The sequence below is a fragment of the Granulicella sp. L60 genome (assembly GCF_009765825.1).
Taxonomy (GTDB): Bacteria; Acidobacteriota; Terriglobia; order Terriglobales; family Acidobacteriaceae; genus Edaphobacter.
Map to the genome: position 1 here is coordinate 453,723 of NZ_LMUR01000018.1, position 18,144 is coordinate 471,866.

At 60.3% G+C, this 18,144-nt stretch carries 10 protein-coding genes and 1 tRNA gene; 8 read left to right on the top strand and 3 right to left on the bottom strand.

Translation table 11 applies throughout. The features are described from left to right. Positions 1-103: 103 nt before the first annotated feature. Both GSQ82_RS12255 and GSQ82_RS12260 read right to left on the bottom strand, forming a co-directional pair. Positions 104-1,627 (bottom strand): B12-binding domain-containing radical SAM protein, encoded by a 1,524-nt coding sequence (locus tag GSQ82_RS12255; protein WP_158792558.1) that lies wholly within the window; start codon positions 1,625-1,627, stop codon positions 104-106. A 163-nt stretch (positions 1,628-1,790) separates the two neighbouring features. Beyond that, a complete protein-coding gene (locus tag GSQ82_RS12260; protein ID WP_158792559.1) occupies positions 1,791-2,993 on the bottom strand; it encodes a GGDEF domain-containing protein in 1,203 nt (400 codons plus the stop codon). A 1,003-nt stretch (positions 2,994-3,996) separates the two neighbouring features. Here GSQ82_RS12260 and GSQ82_RS12265 point away from each other — a divergent pair. Together GSQ82_RS12265 and GSQ82_RS12270 are read left to right on the top strand one after the other, a co-directional pair. Continuing rightward, positions 3,997-7,629 carry an immunoglobulin domain-containing protein gene (locus GSQ82_RS12265; RefSeq protein WP_158792560.1) on the top strand — a complete coding sequence of 1,211 codons (3,633 nt, stop codon included), beginning with the start codon at positions 3,997-3,999 and terminating at the stop codon, positions 7,627-7,629. Between the two features lie 28 nt (positions 7,630-7,657). Beyond that, positions 7,658-8,242: a hypothetical protein gene (locus GSQ82_RS12270; RefSeq protein ID WP_158792561.1), complete on the top strand. Its 585-nt coding sequence runs from the start codon at positions 7,658-7,660 to the stop codon at positions 8,240-8,242. Positions 8,243-8,310: 68 nt separating this feature from the next. Here GSQ82_RS12270 and GSQ82_RS12275 read toward each other — a convergent pair. Beyond that, positions 8,311-8,388: transfer RNA gene (locus GSQ82_RS12275), tRNA-Glu, on the bottom strand. Positions 8,389-8,539: 151 nt separating this feature from the next. On the opposite strand from GSQ82_RS12275, the gene GSQ82_RS12280 reads away from it, so the two are divergent. The 6 genes from GSQ82_RS12280 to GSQ82_RS12305 all read left to right on the top strand — a co-directional run bounded on the left by GSQ82_RS12280 (position 8,540) and on the right by GSQ82_RS12305 (position 18,082). Beyond that, on the top strand, positions 8,540-9,271 hold the full coding sequence (locus GSQ82_RS12280; protein ID WP_158792562.1) for a queuosine precursor transporter: 732 nt from the start codon (positions 8,540-8,542) through the stop codon (positions 9,269-9,271). A 243-nt stretch (positions 9,272-9,514) separates the two neighbouring features. Then, on the top strand, positions 9,515-10,606 hold the full coding sequence (locus GSQ82_RS12285) for an efflux RND transporter periplasmic adaptor subunit (RefSeq protein WP_158792563.1): 1,092 nt from the start codon (positions 9,515-9,517) through the stop codon (positions 10,604-10,606). 92 nt (positions 10,607-10,698) lie between these two features. Next, positions 10,699-13,977 (top strand): efflux RND transporter permease subunit, encoded by a 3,279-nt coding sequence (locus GSQ82_RS12290; RefSeq protein ID WP_158792564.1) that lies wholly within the window; start codon positions 10,699-10,701, stop codon positions 13,975-13,977. Between the two features lie 176 nt (positions 13,978-14,153). Further along, complete coding sequence (fahA, locus tag GSQ82_RS12295; RefSeq protein ID WP_158792565.1) at positions 14,154-15,437, top strand: fumarylacetoacetase; 1,284 nt, start codon at positions 14,154-14,156, stop codon at positions 15,435-15,437. 419 nt (positions 15,438-15,856) lie between these two features. Next, entirely contained in the window at positions 15,857-16,987 is a 1,131-nt protein-coding gene (gene hppD, locus GSQ82_RS12300; protein ID WP_158792566.1) for a 4-hydroxyphenylpyruvate dioxygenase, read from the top strand. 207 nt (positions 16,988-17,194) lie between these two features. Then, positions 17,195-18,082: a dimethylarginine dimethylaminohydrolase family protein gene (locus tag GSQ82_RS12305; protein WP_158792567.1), complete on the top strand. Its 888-nt coding sequence runs from the start codon at positions 17,195-17,197 to the stop codon at positions 18,080-18,082. The last annotated feature ends 62 nt before the right edge of the window (positions 18,083-18,144 follow it).

The following is an 18,144-nucleotide window of genomic DNA, read 5'->3' on the forward strand; positions in this document are numbered from 1 at the left end:
CTCACGGATCGTTCCGATACCCCCGCAGCTTTCAGCCCACACAGTGACGATTCAAGAGAAGCCTCGCGGCGGGACAGCCTAAAAGAGCCGTCCGTCTTCCCGCTTAGCACGCAGCCTCCGCCCGTGTGCGGGAGAGCCGCTTCGCATCCACCGCGGGCTTCAATGTTGCCGTCCGCTTCTTCAGCTTGCTATTGAGCCATAGCTCGACAGGCATGCCGTAGACGTCATGATCGAGCCGCCAGCGTGCCGGAATCGAGATCGACTTCTGCGCCAGCCTCGTAATCGGGTCCCTGGTGTCCGAGCCGATAGGGATGCGGTCGAATGCGATTCGTAGATAGTCACGCGTATTCTGCAGACGCTGGTGATCCTTGCCCTTCAGCCACGGAAGCTTGGTATAACGCGGAAAGAAGTCAGCCCATCCTTCAAGCGAATCCGGTGGTTCGATACCAATCTCGGCGGCGCGTTTCATAATCGGCGAGCCAGGATAGGGAGTAAAGATGTTGGTCCAGAACTCAGCTCCGGGGAAGCGGCGGCAGACGTCCATCATGAAGTCGATGGTCTCCCTGCGCTCCTTGCGGCCCTCCCCGGGGTACGCGAAGATGATGTTGAACGAGGGGCGAATATCGGCTGCAATGCACCGCGCCGCACTCTCGTAGATCTGGTCAAAGTCCTGGAAGGTCTTGTTCATCAGCTGCAGAATCTTCGGTGAGCCAGAATCCACACCCTGGCATATCTGCTGCAGTCCTGCGCGGCGCAGTAGTTTCAGATCTTCAGTCGTTAACCGCGAGGTCAAGTTTGTGGTCGCCTGTATGCTCCACCTGTACTGCGAGTTTGCGCGAACCAATCTCTCGGCGATCTCACGTGCCCGGTCCAGGTCCACCAGGAAGTTGTCGTCGACGACCCATAGCAGTTCAAGCTTGTACCGGCGGGTAAGATCGACCGTCTCTTCTGCAAACTGTTCAGCACCTAGCGCATTCCACTTGCGTCCGTAGACGCCGCCATTGGTGCAGTACGCGCAGTCGAACGGACAGGCCAGGCTCGAGGTATACATCGCCCAGCGTCGTCCGCAGCCACGCTCATACGCATCGAAATCCGCGATCTGATACGCCTTGGGCGGCATATCCACCAGCGGCCTCAGCGCACGTTCAGGAGTCAGAATCAGCTTGCCGTCGCGTTTGAATCCGATCCCAGGAATGAGGTCCGGTGCCGAGCCGCTTTCAAGATGCTGAATCAACTCCAGCATCGCATCTTCGCCTTGGCCGCGCACGATGTAGTCCAGGCAGGTCGCCTTCAGCGTCTGATCCGGAAGCAGTGATGGGTGCCAGCCTCCAAGGATGATAGGAAAGTCAGGATTCCAATCCTTGATGCTCTGCGCCATCTCCACGGTCTCGCGAATCATCGGCCCCGTGACCAGCGAGACGCCAAGACAAAGTGCATCCTGGACCTCCAGCAGAACACGTTTCTTGAAGTCCGGAGTTATGGTCGAATCGATCAGCACCACTTCGTAGCCGGCTCGAATCAAGGGCGTCGCCACCGCGAGAATACCTAGCGGAGCAGTAGCCTCCGAACTCGCGAAGGAAGGAAAAAAGAAGACGATTTTCTTAGAGCGGGTTTTCTGGATGGGCATCGGCAACTCAAGCTCGCTAAGAGCGTTCTTACTGATGACGATCCTAGGCTGAGCGCAAAGTGAAGTTGTCGGTGCTTTGTCACTCTTTTGTCACGTTTACGTAAACGATCCCCAGCAGCGAACCTGCGCGATCTCAGTATGAGCTTCACGAGAGCCTTTGTCGTCAGCTCTTCGCAGGATTGGAGGAGAGATGCAAAGGTCCAGCATCTTCACTGGAAGGGCTAATAAAACGAACCTGATTGCGTCCGCTCTTCTTCGCAGTGTAGAGCGCGACATCTGCTTCTTGCAGTAGCTCCGCGCCTGTAATCGATTCGCGCCCATGCGTGGAAGTCGCGCCAAAACTTGCAGTCGTGTGGATCGTCGCAAGTGGCACTGTGCCGCCGTCCTGCTCCACAGCCATGCGAAGACGCTCCAGAATCGCGTATGACTCTTCCGCATTCGTATGCGGCAGAAGCAATACGAACTCTTCTCCACCCACGCGACCCAACACATCGGTCTCTCGCAACGTCTGCTTCAGCAGCGCAGCGACTCCGACAAGTACAGCATCGCCTGTGGCATGGCCATGCGTGTCGTTGAGCCGCTTGAAATGATCGAGATCCACCATGGCAACCGTAAGACTGTATTTATAGCGGGTATAGCGTGCAAGTTCTCGTTCGAGCGCCTGCTCCAGGCCGCGACGATTGAGCACCTGTGTCAGAGGGTCCAGGATGCTCTGCTGTATCAGGTTCGCCTCCAGCCGCGCATTCATCATCCAGATAAAAGCCAACGGAAGCACGGAGGTGTTCACGATGTACGCTACTGCGCTCGTAACCTCAAGCTTCCTCGAAAAGGCATCCGGATCCGCATGAAGCAGAAAGGCGACACCCACGCGAGCAAGCTCAACCATGGCGAACACGAAAAGAAATCCTCCCATCAGCAAGCGAGGCGCTCGTGTCGACCGTTCCGTCCCGGTGCACAGAATCACCGCCGCGACGAGAACCTCCAGAGCGATCGCCAGGTCCGCCAGGGCAAAGCTGCGAACCTGCGCGGGATCGTTGCGCCATGCCAGAAACAAAGGCAGCGTCGCCAGCAGAATCGCGCCGGAGATCCACACCGCCTTTTTATAACGGCCCTCAAAGTACACGATGGCTACAGTAGTGAATGCGTAGGAGAGCGGAATCATCTCGAGGTTGATCCCATGACTGATCCAGCTCGGCAGATAGTTTGCAAGAAGATCGAAGATAGCGCCTGTCGCATTCGCCAGAAAGCTGTACCAAAGCCAGCGTCGGGTCGCGTCGCTCCAGCGCTGCAGCGCCAGCACGCCAAAGATGATGGCGAAGCAAAGCAGCTGTATGTCCTGGATCAGAAGAGTCGCGTCTACCAACATGCAGCTATAGTAGCGTGGACTCTCCAGCGTTCTACCGTATGGATTTAAGCTGTACCGATCCTGTAAAGTCCCCGCTCTCGTTCAAAAGAAATGGAGAGCGCACACTCGTAGATGCTCAATCGATCCTCGACACCCAACAGCCACCATAGCCTCTTACAGAGTGCAGTACCAGAGCGCGCCACGCTGGCTTCGGTGGCTGTCACGGAACACGCACTAAGCGAAATCTCGGATCTACTCCAGATCGAATGTCTTATATTTTTTACCGACTATTCAAGTTCAAAGGGTTCCCCTAACTCCACGCTAGCCCTAAGATAGCTCCAGTACCCCTCTGGTAATCGAGCGGAAGGGCAGGGCACCCAACCAGGGGTGCCCTTATTTGCGTCTGCCGCTGTTTCTACCTGTGCGGACCAACAATCTGCCGGTGGATGGCGCCCTCAAGATAATCGACTGCACCCGATGCGATTCCTTCCTCAGACCGCGTCGTCGTGACTTCTGACGACATTGAGGCAGTGTTTTATCTATGCCTGTTGTCCCCTAAGATTCCACCTCTACTCGCAAATCCTTCTCATCCCTGCGACTCGAACTGAAGCCTTAGGTATCAAACCTACTTCGCATGCCAAGTCCGTGATCCAAAAATGTTATGAGAAGAAAGAATCATAAAACGTACCCCAAAAGGGGTACAGAAGTGCGGTTACCTTTGGGTTATGGTTCGGAGACTATCACTTAGCGGTCGTTGCAAACCAAGCTCTAGCCGTACCTCTGTCCGCGTCCGTTAGGACAAGATACGAAAGATTAGGCACCAGCTGATTCCACCTCGCGTCTCTGTACACGGAGCCTTTTGATGATGGAAGTAGCCGAGTTCCTGAGTCTTTCAGCCGCCGCCTTATTTCTCATACGCGGCGATCTTCGAGACCTCCTTCTCGACGGTGTCTCACCGCGTTCCTCTTCACCATCGCCTGGCCTCAGCGCAAGCAGAAGTGTGCTTCCCGCCATGAGAACTCGGATGGGTTTCATTCGAGCCTTGGCCGCGATCGCCGTCTTACTGACGGTCATCGGATGCGGCGGAGGATGGAGCAGCAACGGCGGCCAGCCGCCAGTCATCACCGGTCAACCCGCGAACCAGGCTGTACCCGTAGGCCAGACCGCAACCTTCGCCGTGACTGCCACCAGTGCAACCCCGATGACCTACCAGTGGTCTCTGAATGGAACGGCCATCAGCGGAGCCACCTCCAGCACCTACACCACTCCGGCAACCACCAGCGCCGATAACGGTGCCGTCTTCACCGTCACTGTGACCAACGTCGCAGGCAGCGTCACCAGCACACCCGCCACCCTTACCGTAGCTATCGGCTCTGCAACGGTCGATCCCAACGCACCGCTCATCATCACGCAACCGGCAAACCAGACCGTGCAGGCCGGCCAAATCGCCACCTTCACCGTCACGGCCACCGGAGCCGCACCCTTTACCTATCAGTGGTACAAAGGCGGCGTCGCAATCGCGGGCGCAAATTCGAACACCTACACCACTCCTGCCACAACAAGCGCCGATAGCGGCTCAACCTTCACCGTAACCGTGGCAAACTCTCTGGGAACCGTCACCAGCAACCCGGCTACATTGACGGTCATCACCCCAGCCCCCACGCCTCCCTCAATCACCGGTGAACCGATAAACCAGGCAGTAACGGCTGGACAGACGGCGACCTTCAGCGTCACCGCCACCGGCACCGGTCCTCTTACGTACCAGTGGTACCAGGGCGGAGTAGCAATCGGCGGAGCCACCTCCAGTACCTACACCACTCCGGCAACCACGGGCACCAACAGCGGCTCTATCTACACCGTCGTTGTGACGAGCCCAGGTGGCACCGTCACCAGCACACCCGCCACGTTGACCGTGAACACCGTTCCGATCGTCGTCACCTCACCCGCAAACCAGACCGTAACGGCAGGCCAAACCGCGACCTTCAACGTAACTGCCAGCGGAACAGGCCCCTTAAGCTACCAGTGGTACCGAGGCGGAGTTGCGATAGGCGGAGCAACATCGAGCAGTTACACAACCCCAGCAACAGTAAGTAGCGACATCGGCACCATCTTCACCGTCACCGTGACAAACATCGCTGGTTCAGCCACCAGTGGCCCTGCAACACTCACGGTGAACACCGCTCCCGTCATCACCACGCCACCCGCAAACCAGACCGTAACTGCGGGCCAGACAGCAACCTTCAACGTCGCCGCCACCGGCACCGCGCCTCTCACGTACCAGTGGTACAAAGACGGAACCTTGATCGCCGGAGCCACGTCCAGCACCTACACAACACCCGCAACCGTAAGCAGCGACAACGGCTCGCAGTACACCGTCACGGTCACCAACGTCGCCGGATCAGCCAACGGCGGCCCAGCCACGTTGACGGTAAAGAACTCGATCCCCGTGGCCTCGTTCCTGGCCTGCAGTCCAATCACGCCGCCCTATAACTCCTCCGCAACCCTGATCCCCACCTTCTCCGGTGGCACCGCCGTCATCGGGTCCACGGGAGTCGGAACTCTCGACATCACCGCCTCAGCCGTCAGCGGCGGCTCCTACGCAACACTGCTGATAACCGCAGCCAAAACCTACACACTCTCCGTCACAGGTACAGGAGGCGCAGTCGCCTTCACCACATGCACTGTCGTACCGCTGGGCGTCACCATCTCCAAAATCGTTCCCGGCGACGAGACAGTAGCTCCCGTAACCCAGAACTTCACCGCAACCGTCTCCGGCGGCGCAACCGACGCCCTCACCTGGACGGCATCCGGTGGAACCTTCGCCGGCAATGTATGGACCTCGCCAAACACCGTCGGCACCTACACCATCACGGCCACCAGCGTAGACGAACCCTCCGTCTCCGCCAGCACCACCATGACCATTAGCCTTCCGGTGATCACTACCCAGCCATCCAGCGAGAACGTCTGCACCAACTCCACGATCAAACTCTCCGTCGTCGCCAGATACGCCACCAGCTTTCAGTGGAACCTCAACGGAACACCCATTCAAGGCGCCACAAGCTCCAGCTACTACATCCCCAGCGCCGCTTCCATGGACAGCGGAAACTACACCGTCACCGTAACCAACGGAGCAGGTAGCGTCACATCAAACGTTGCCAAGGTCGTCGTAGGATCGACCATCACCTCGAACCCTGTCAGTCTTTCCATCCTCATCAATCAGACAGCCACCTTCTCCGTCGCAGCCACCGGCGAAGCCCCCTTCAGCTATCAGTGGTACGTCATCGCTCCCGGCGCTCCGGCAGCAGTCGCCATCGCCGGAGCAACGTCGAGCACCTACACCACCCAGGTCGCAACAACGAACTCGAACGGCGCCCAGTACTTTGCCAAGGTGACCGACGCATGCGGAGGCAGCGCCATCACCAGCGACTCTGCGACCCTGATCGTCAACGATGGCCAGGACCCGCCAACGATCATCACCCAACCGATCAGCCAGACCGTCGCGGTAGGCGGCACAGCAACCTTTACTGTGGTAGCGGCAGGAACTCCCACGCTCCTCTATCAGTGGTATCAAGTCCCCGCCGGAACGACGACGAGTAATGCAATCACCGGCGCCACCTCGGCTAGCTACACCGTGCCGGACACCGCAACCACCATCACTAACGATCAAGACGCCTACTACGTCATCGTCACCAACAGCTACGGCCAGGCCACCTCCATCAAAGCCACTCTGGCCGTAGGCAGCGGAATCCTGATCACGCAGCAGCCGACAAATCAGTACGTCAACGCGGGATCTCCAGCGACATTCTCCGTAACCGCAGTCTCCGCTCTTACCTTGACGTACCAGTGGTTCGTAGCCGCCCCCGGCAGCTCCAGCTTCGAGGTCGTCCCAGGAGCCACCTCCGCAACCTACACACAACCCTCCACGACCACAGCAGAGTCGGGCTCGGTCTACTACGTCGTCGTCACCAACGGAACGACATCTCCGGTCACCAGCACTTCGGCAGCCCTCTTCGTCGGAGCTCTATCGGGCATCGGCAACCTCTGCGAAGGTTGGACATCGCTCGGAGACGCTCTCGCCCCAGACCCCACCTGTTCCGTGCAACTCTCCGCCGCCACAAAAAATCAGGAAGGCAGCATCATCTGGCCGACCCTCATCTCCACCGGCGACATCCAGCTCAGCTTCACCATTACCACCAGCGAAGCAAGCGTTCCCCCAGCCGACGGCTTCGCTCTCGTGCTCGGCGATCCATCGCTCGGAGCAACCCCCACCAGCACCGGCCTCACCGGTGAGGGGCTCGGTGCCGAAGGAATCCCCGGATTCGTCCTCGCATTCGACGACTTCGAAAATCCAGGCGATCCACCGATTCCATACCTCGGCGTCACCAGAGGAGAAATTCCTCTCTGGAAGAATCCATACTCCAACGTCAACACCAACATCCCCGCCCTTGCGACGACAGGCTCTACCGTCTCGCACGACTACGTCGTATCCATCGTGCAGGGAATGATGACCGTAACCATGGACGGCACCCAGGTCTTCTCCGGCAGCGTCTCCGTTCCTCCCGTGGCCTACCTCTACTTCACCGCCTCTACCGGATCGGAGTACGAGCTTGCCATCATCAGCAACCTCTCAGCCACCGTCTCTGCACCATCCAACTAGTCCACCGCGCATGAGGAGACATAGAGTAATGCGATCAGTCGTACTGACATGTGTTCTGCTACTCGGAGTGGCCACCGTCGCTAAGGCTCAAGCCACCTCCGGTATCTCACATAGCGGAGACGCAGCGTTGGCCTACCACTGGGTCCACACCAACGCTCCTCCGGACGGCGGCTGCGGCTGCTTTCCCCTGAACGGCGTAGGCCTCTCCGCCTCCTGGAGCTTCGACTCCCAGCTCACCGCAGTCGCGGAGATCAGTGTCGACCACACCGGCAACGCACTCTCCTCCACCAAATCCCTGACACTAACCTCGTACATGGCCGGAGCGCGCTATCGCCTCCCACGGCCCTGGATGCACGGCGAACACGCCCTCCGCCCCTTTGCCCAGATCATCGTCGGCGGCGCACACGCTGGCGGCGGAATGGCCGGAGTCGCCGACGGAACATCCGCCTTCGCCGGTCGCATCGGTGGCGGCATCGATCTGCCAATCAACGAAGGCCTCGCCATCCGACTCATCCAGGGCGACTACTATATGACCACCTTCGCCAACTCCGCAGACAACCGCCAGAACAATCTATTGTTCGGAGCCGGCGTCGTCCTTCACTGGTACCGATAAAGCGATCCAAGCCGTCAACCCCTGACATCCACACGGTCTCAGTAATCGCAACGACTGTCTGTATGGATTGGCGTCCCCGACAAGATTCGAACTTGTGTCTTCGCCATGAGACGGCGGTGTCCTGGGCCTGGCTAGACGACAGGGACGCTCCAGCGATGACGGCTACCAACGACGGCGCCCTCACCCATTCCAACGCTACCATAGAGGCCCACCCCGCCAAAAGTCGCCGGTCCAGTCGCCACACCACCTCCGCTCACGGCATACTGGTAACAACCGAGTCCCACCCCGCACCCGCCCATGACCGCAACCAACCGCAGCTTCAAATATCTCGACGCACTCACCACTGCCTTCGTCGTCATCCTTCTCGTCTCCAACCTCATCGCCCAGAAGGTCTGCCTCATCGGCCCCTTCGGCACCGGTCGCTGGTCCCTCGGCCCCTTCGCGGTCAGTGGAGCCGTACTGCTCTTTCCCGTCACCTACATCTTTGGAGACGTCTTCACCGAGGTCTATGGCTTCGCCGCCTCCCGTCGAGCCATCTGGCTCGGCTTCTTCGGCACGTCGCTCCTCTATGTCATCGCATCCATCGTCATCGCGCTCCCATCCGCCCCCGGCTGGCGCAACCAGCAGGCCTTCGCCACCGTCTTCGGCTTCATCCCCCGCATCCTCACCGCCAGTCTCATCGCCTTCTGGGCAGGCGAGTTCGCCAACTCCTACACCATGGCTCGCCTCAAGCTCCTCACCAACGGCCGCAAGCTCTGGACGCGAACCATCGGCTCCACCGTCGTCGGTCAGGCCGTCGACACCGTCCTGGTCATCACCCTCACCTTCGGCGGCATCTACCCCGTCCGTACCCTGGTCAACATCATCCTCACCGGATACGCCCTCAAGGTCGGCTACGAGGTCCTCGCCACCCCCCTCACCTATCTGGTTATCCACTGGCTCAAACAAGCCGAGAACGCCGACGCCTTCGACCGCCACGAGAGCTTCAACCCCTTCTCCTTTGCCTCAAAAAACAGCCTCGACGCCTGATCCGGCCAGAAAATCGGAACCAGCGTCCCCGGCAGGGCGTACATTAATGAACCGGATGACCGATCTGGTTTTCTTTCACCTGAATTTACGAACCCTTACGTCTAACTGCTTCATCTAAAATGGAAATCTAAGCCGTATCCTCGTAACACATTCCTGCGGAGAGTCTTGTGCTCGTCCGCGACTGTCAGTTTTCACCCGGCAGAAGCGTTGAAGCACTATCTGTAGTTTTGAAGGAGAAGCACTTTGTCCGAGATCGTAAAAACACGCCGCACTCTCTCCTCACTTGTCGTCGCGGTCGCCTGCGCTGTCTCAGGTTGCAAATCCGCCCCTCCTCCGCAGCCTCCCCCGCAGGCGATGCCTGTGCAGGTCTCCTCCATCACGCTCTCGCCCGTCGCCAACGCCGACACCTACGTCGCCACCATCAAGAGCCGCCGCTCCTCCACCATGCAGCCGCAGGTCGACGGAAATATCGTCAAGATCTACGCCCACGCCGGTCAGGCGGTCAAAGCAGGAGAGGTGCTCATGCGCATCGATCCGCTCAAGCAGGTCGCCACGGTCGTCTCCCAGCAGGGAACTCAGGCACAGAAGAAGGCTGTCTACGACTACTCCAGGATCGAAGAGGAGCGCCAGCGCAAGCTCTTTGAGGCCGGTGTCGTCTCGCGTGATGCCTACGATCAGGCCACCCAGGCCTACCAGAACGCCAAGGGCGACTACGAGTCCAACGTCGCCCTCACCGACACCCAGAAGCAGCAGCTCGCCTACTACGACATCCGCGCTCCCTTCGCCGGCGTCGTCGGCGATATCCCCGTTCACCTCGGCGACTACGTCTCTCCCACCACCGTCCTCACCACCGTCGACGAAAACGCCGACCTCCAGGCCTACATCTACGTCCCCACCGAGCGCGCCTCCCAGATCCGCACCGGCCTTCCCGTGGAGATCGTCGACACCGCAGGAAACGTCCTCGCCAAGTCCACCGTCAACTTCCTCTCCCCGCAGGTAGACAACGGTCTGCAGAGCATCCTCGCCAAGGCGGATATTCCACACGCCACCGAACGCCTGCGTAACCAGCAGCTCGTCAAGGCTCGCATCACCTGGAGCACCTCACCTGCGCCCACCGTTCCGGTCCTTGCCGTCAGCCTCATCGGCGGCCAGTCCTTCGTCTACGTCGCCACACCCAAGGGAGACGGATACGTCGCCCATCAGGTCGCGGTCAATCTCGGCGAGACCGTAGGCAACAACTACCCGGTCCTTGGCGGTCTCAAGCCCGGCGACAAAGTCATCCTCTCCGGCCTGCAGTTTCTGCAGGAAGGTGCGCCCGTCAAGCCACTCGGCTAAGCAACAGATGTTCGTCTTACTGCGAAGCCGGCCTCAGGTTCGCACTCTTATTCGCTCCACCCCCGGGCCTACGGTCCGGCCAGAGGTAGCCCTTGTTTGTAGATTTTTTTATCCGTCGCCCGATCTTCGCAACCGTATGCGCCCTGCTTATCGTGCTTGCCGGTGCCGTCTGCATTCCCACGCTGCCCATCTCGCTCTATCCGCAGCTCGCCCCTCCGCAGGTCGTCGTCACCAGCAACTACATCGGCGCCAACTCCAAGGACGTTGAGTCCGCCGTCACCATCATCCTCGAACAGTCCATCAACGGCGTCGAGGGTATGCGTTACATGAGCTCGACCAGCTCCAACGACGGCACCTCGGCCATCACCGTCACCTTTGACACCGGCTACGACCTCAACATCGCCGCCGTCGACGTGCAGAACCGCGTCGCCTCCGTCCAGGGCCGTCTCCCCGCCACCGTCAACAACACCGGCATCAGCATCACCAAGGCCAACTCCAACTTCGTCCTCGCCGCCGGCTTTATCTCTCCCGACAAATCCCTCTCGCAGGACTTCATCTCCAACTACATCGACGTCTACATCAGCGACGCGCTCAAACGCGTACCCGGCGTCGGTGCCGTCGTCATCTTCGGCGAACGCAAGTACGCCATGCGTCTCTGGCTCGATCCCAACCGCCTCGCCGCCCGCGGCCTCACCGCCCTCGACGTCACCAACGCCCTCGCCGAACAGAACGTCGAAGTCCCCGCCGGACAGCTCGGTCAGCAGCCCGCCGATCGCAGCCAGACCTTCCAGATGGCCGTGCGCGTCGTTGGCCGCTTCAACGACCCCAAGCAGTTTGAAAACATCGTCATCAAAAACAGCAGTACCGCTGGCGGACTCGTTCTCCTCAAAGATATCGGCCGCGCCGAACTCGGTGCCGAAAGCTACGACACCGACCTGAAGTTCCAGGGAACCGACTTCGCCGGTGGAGAGGCCGTCGGCGTTGGTGTCCAGCAGCTCTCCAACGCCAACGCCCTCGACGTCGACAAACGCTGCCGCGCCGTCCTCGCCGAGCTCGAAAAGAATTACCCGCCCGGACTCAAAGGCATCATCGCCGTCGACACCACCCTCGTCATCGGCGAGTCCGTCAAAGAGGTCGTTCAGACCATCGGCGAAGCCATCATCATCGTCATCATCGTCATCTTCCTCTTCCTGCAGGACTGGCGCGCCACCATCATCCCCGCCGTAACCATCCCGGTCTCCCTCATCGGAACCTTCGCCTTCATCAAGATCTTCGGCTTCTCCATTAACTCGCTCACCCTCTTCGGCATCACCCTCGCCACAGGACTCGTCGTGGACGACGCCATCGTCGTCATCGAAAACGTCCAGCGCCACCTCTCCGGCCATGCACTCCTGCCGGAAGGCAGCTCCTCCAAGAGCGACCACGCCGTCTCCACCACCAAAGGCGCGGGCACCGAGATGGAGGCCGTCACCTCCGACCCCCACACCGCCACCAGCGTCGCCATGGCCGAGGTCACCTCCGCCGTCATCGCGACCTCGCTCGTTCTCATCTCCGTATTTATCCCGGTCAGCTTCTTCCCCGGCACCACCGGCATCCTCTACAAACAGTTCTCGCTCACCATCGCCTTCTCCATCGCGATCTCCGCCTTCAACGCCCTCACCCTGTCTCCCGCTCTCGCCGCCATCCTCCTTCGCACCGAGACCAAACACACCGGCCTGCTCGGCATGATCCTCAACCCCATTGAGACCTTCATCCAATGGATCATCCGCATCTACGCCCGCATGGTCACCTTCGTCGTCCGCATTCGCTACGTCGTCCTGCTGTTCTTCGCCGGCTCTCTCGCCGCCACGGCGTACATGTACAACCACGTCCCCACGGCCTTCATCCCGCAGGAAGACCAGTCTTACTTCCTCATCATCATTCAGACCCCGCCCGGCGCCTCGCTCAGCTACACCTCCGACTTCGCCGACAAGGTCTCCGCCTTCGTCCGAAAAAATGACGGCGTCTTCGGCACCTTCTCCGTCATGGGCTTCTCGCTCTCCGGCGGTAGCTCGCCAAACTCCGGCCTCATCTTCGCCCCGCTCAAACCCATCGATGAGCGCACCAAGATGGGCGCCAACTTCAGCGCCAAGGCCATCGTCGCCGACGTCGGTCCCAAGCTCTTCGGCATCCCCGGAGGCATCGCCTTCGCCGCCGAGCCCCCCGCCATCGCCGGCATCGGCACCGTCGGCGGCTTCCAGTTCATCCTCCAGGACGGCGGACGCAACACCTTCTCCGACATCGACCGCATCGCCCACACCATCGTCGGCCAGTCCCGCGCCCCCGGCTCCGGACTCACCGGCATGAACACCACCTTCACCGCCAACGATCCTCAGCTTCTCGTCACCATCAACCGCGAGAAGGCAAAGACCATGGGCGTCCCCTTCACCCAGATCTCTGCCGCCCTCGGCACCTTCATGGGTTCCAGTTACGTCAACGACTTCGACTTCAACAATCGCTCCTACCGCGTCTACGTCCAGGCCGACGCACCCTTCCGCCGCAACGCGCAGGACCTGCGTCAGTACTACGTCGCCTCCACCACCGGCCAGATGATCCCGCTCGACAACCTCGTCAGCATCACCGAGACCTCCGGCCCCCAGGTCATCAACCACTACAACCTCTTCCGCTCGGCTGAGATCGACGGCTCGCCCGCACCCGGCCTCAGCTCCGGTCAGGGCCTCGACGCCATGGTCAAGCTCTTCGAGAAGAACAAGCTCCAGGGCATGACCTACTCCTGGACCGGTCTCGCACTCGAAGAAGTCGAGTCCGCCGGCAAAGCCATCATCATCTTCGGCCTCGGCCTTCTCGTCGTGTATCTCACCCTCTCGGCCCAGTACGAAAGCTTCGCGCTTCCGTTCATCATCCTGCTCGCCGTCCCCACCGCCGTCCTCGGAGCCCTCTCGCTCGTCGCCCTCCGCGGCCTCGACGACGACGTCTACGTTCAAATCGGTCTGGTCATGCTCATCGGCCTCTCCGCCAAAAACTCCATCCTTATCGTTGAGTTCGCCGAGCAGCTCATCGGCCAGGGCAAGTCCATCATCGACTCCGCCATCGAGGCTGCCGAGCTTCGTCTCCGTCCCATCCTCATGACCTCGATCGCCTTCATCCTCGGCGTCGGGCCTCTCTACTTCGCCACCGGCGCCGGAGCCTACGGACGCCACTCCGTCGGAACCGCCATCATCGGCGGCATGGTTCTCTCCACCGCCCTCAACCTCTTCTTCATCCCTGTCCTCTACGTGATCCTGAAGACCATCCTCGTACGCTTCTCCGGAGGAGTCGCAGCCCCGTCCCGTCCGATCGAGAAGACCCTCCCGCCCGAGGCCGCACACTAAACCTCATTCAACCAACCGGCGATAGCAGTTCACCGCTATCGCCGGTTTTTCTCGTCCGTCATCCCTCAATCCTCTACCGTTGCCTGCCCCTTTGTTTGTCACTCCGCAGCGAAGCGGAGGAATCTGCTGTCCTCGAATCCCACTTACGCTAATCCGCCGCCAAGCTATCATTCCCCATGGCACCCCAAAGCTGGCTTCCCGAAGCCAACCTCCCCACCGCAGACTTCCCCCTGACCCACCTCCCCTACGGAGCCGTCGAAGTCCACGGCCAGCAGCATCTCTGCGTAGCCATCGGCACCCACCTCCTCGACCTCTACGCCCTCGCCGAAGCCAATCTCCTCCCCACCCATCTCCATCCCGCCTGCCAATCCCCAACCCTCAACGCCCTCCTCACCCAGGGCCATCAAGCCTGGACCCACCTCCGCCAGACCCTCACCACCCTCCTCGCAGCCGATGCACCCCACCGCACCCTCACCGAAGCCGCCCTTCACTCCATCGCCGGAGCCACCCTCCTCAAACCCATCGACATCCCCAACTACACCGACTTCTACGCCTCCATCCACCACGCCACCCGCGTCGGCCTTCTCTTCCGCCCCGACCAGCCCCTGCTCCCCAACTACAAACACATCCCCATCGGCTATCACGGCCGCGCCTCCTCCATCGCCGTCAGCGGAACCCCAGTCATTCGCCCCACCGGCCAGACCCGCCCGTCAACTCCATCGGACCAACCATCCTTCATACCCACCAACGCCCTGGACTACGAACTCGAACTAGCACTCTACATCGGCCAATCCAATCCCCAGGGCACACCCATCCCCATCGAACAGGCCCCCCACTACATCTTCGGCATCAGCCTCCTCAACGACTGGTCAGCCCGCGACCTTCAGTCCTGGGAGTACCAACCCCTCGGCCCCTTCCTCGCCAAAAACTTCGCCACCACTATCTCCCCCTGGATCACCCCCCTCGCCGCCCTCGAACCCTTCCGTGCCTCCGCCACACCCCGCCCATCCGACGACCCAAAACTCCTCCCATACCTCCACTCCAAAGCCGACCAGACCCACGGCGCCTTGAATTTAAAACTTGAAGTATTTCTTTCAACCCAAACCATGCGCGACAACAAGCTGCCACCATTCCAGCTCAGCCAGTCCAACCCCAAAGATCTCTACTGGACCCCAGCCCAACTGGTCACCCATCACACAAGCAACGGCTGTAACCTCCAGATCGGAGACATCCTCGCCACCGGAACCATCTCCGGCCCCTCTGACGCCTCAGCCGGCTGCCTCCTCGAACTCACCCGCAACGGCTCCGTCCCCATCACCCTCCCCACCGGCGAATCCCGAACCTTCCTCCTCGACGGTGACGAGATCATCCTCCGCGCCCACTGCGACGCCCCCGGCCACCCCCGCATCGGCCTCGGCGAATGCCGCGCCACCATCCTCCCCGCCCGCTCATCTCTCTAAGCCATATAGATCAAAATTGAATCAAAGCACGCGTCGTAAATTCACGACATCGCCGAACGGCGTCGGCTAAATCTTCAAATAAAGTATCGAGCATGCCTCAGAAACCGGGCAAAATCAGCATGTCAAGCGGCAAACTCACCTAAGTCCATCAAACTAAACCGCATCCACGTTGCCGATCAGTTATGCCCAAACCGTTAAACTGGTTATAGAGATCAAATAGTTCAGGAACTCGAGGGACCCATAGCAGTCGAAAGTTGTTCGCCGTAACAGTCAACGTGCAAGTAGAAGTCCAGACCTAAAGTATCTGAATCGAAGACTTTGCGCCAAATCAGGGGGAGTGGGGGAGGGGTGGGCCTAGCCAACTCCATGCCATCGGCATATCCTCATCCCTGCATCGAACTGAACTGGAGAAACTTGCCATGGCTACATCGACTCTCGCTCACAACGCACCAACGACGACCGAAGACTTCCTCCCGCTCAAGGGAACCGACCACGTCGAGTTCTACGTCGGCAACGCCCGCCAGTCCGCCTACTTCTATCGCGCAGCCTTCGGCATGTCCCTCGTCGCCTACGCCGGCCCCGAGACCGGTCAGCGCGACCGTGCCAGCTACGTCCTCCAGCAGGGCAAGGTGCGCTTCGTCCTCACCACCGCCCTCCGCTCCGACTCTGAAATCTCCCGCCACGTCGAAAAGCACGGTGACGGCGTCCACGCCATCGCCCTCTGGGTCGACGACGCCACCCAAGCCTGGAAAGAGACCACCAGCCGCGGTGCCACCAGCGTTCAGCCACCCACCGAAGTCTCCGACACCCACGGCCGCGTCACCACCTCCAGCATCGCCGCCTACGGCGACACCATCCACACCTTCGTCGAACGCACCGACTACAAAGGCGCCTTCTTCCCCAACTACAAAGCCATCCCCCACGACCCCATCGCCCGCCCCGTCGGCCTGCTTCACATCGATCACATCGTAGGCAACGTCGGCTGGAACTCCATGAACCAGTGGGTCGACTTCTACCGCGACGTCATGGGCTTCGGCCTCTACCAGCACTTCGACGACAACGACATCTCCACCGAGTACTCCGCCCTCATGTCCAAGGTCATGGCCAACGGCAACGGATACGTCAAGTTCCCCATCAACGAGCCCGCCGAAGGCCGCCGCAAGTCCCAGATCGAGGAGTACCTCGACTTCTACGGCGGTCCCGGAGTCCAGCACATGGCCCTTGCCACCAACGACATCCTCGCCACCGTAGCCGCCATGAAGCACCAGGGCGTCGACTTCCTCACCGTCCCCCACTCCTACTACACCGAGCTGCAGGATCGCATCGGCAAGATCGACGAGCCCATCCACGAGCTGGAAAAACTCGGTATTCTCGTCGACCGAGACAACGAAGGCTACATGCTCCAGATCTTCACCAAGCCCGTCGAAGACCGCCCCACCGTCTTCTACGAGATCATCCAGCGCAAAGGCAGCCGCAGCTTCGGCAAAGGAAACTTCAAAGCCCTCTTCGAAGCCATCGAGCGCGAACAAGAGCTCCGCGGCAACCTCTAACCATCTCCCGCTGGCCGAAACCCAAGCCGACCAGCGGGAGGCCCCAAGAATCTGGCATCCCCACGACCGGTAAAAAAGTCACGAAGTGACCTCCCCACGAGCAGTGGACCCGTCCGGCAGGACCGATCTTCTAAATGTATAAATATCCGTTACAAATGAATAATCATTAGTGTTGACGCGGCTTTTGCGCTCATCCATGCTCTCCATATGAGCACGCAGCCAATCGAGATCACTAACCCGGCGATCCTCTCCACCGCATCTTCCACTCCCGCAAGCTTCCTGATGTGTCCTCCCCGGCTCTACGACGTCAACTACGTCATCAACCCCTGGATGGCCGGCAACGTCCACGCCTCCTCGCGCGAACGCGCAGCCGAGCAGTGGGAGCACCTCTACCAGGCCGTCAGCGAAGTAGCCGAAGTCCAACTCATCGACCCACAACCCGGCTCGCCCGACATGGTCTTCACCGCCAACGCCGGTCTCGAACGCAGCGGCATCGTCGCCATCAGCAGCTTCTTCCACCCCGAGCGCCAGGGCGAAGAGCCACACTTCCGCCAGTGGTTCCACAACGCCGGCTACCTCGTCATCGACACCCCGCGCTCAACGCCCTTCGAGGGCGAAGGCGACGCCCTCTTCAGCACCGACGGCACCCGTCTCTGGGTCGGCTACGGCCCCCGTACCACACCCTCCAGCCATCAGCCCCTACGAAAGATCTGGAACATCGAGGTCGCCTCGCTCCACCTCATCGATCCCCGCTTCTACCACCTCGACACCTGCTTCGCCCCGCTCGAAGGCGGCTATGCCATGTACTTTCCAAAGGCCTTCGACCAAGCCTCGCTCGAGAAGATCGAAGACTTCTACCCAGCAGAAAAACGAATTATCGTCAGCGAAGCCGATGCCGTATGTTTCGCCTGCAATGCAATCAACGTCGACCGCACGATCATCCTCAACCAGGTCAGCAGGGAACTAAGCGCCCAGCTCGAGTCCAAAGGCTTCCATGTCGTCCAGGTCGCCCTCAGCGAGTTCCTCAAGGCCGGCGGCGCAGCCAAGTGCCTCGTCATGAAGCTGAGCCCACCACCCAGCACGCTCAGCGCCTAAAACACACTGGCCCGATGTTCACGCAGAATCGAACATCGGGCCAGTGCGCGTACCAACTCCGC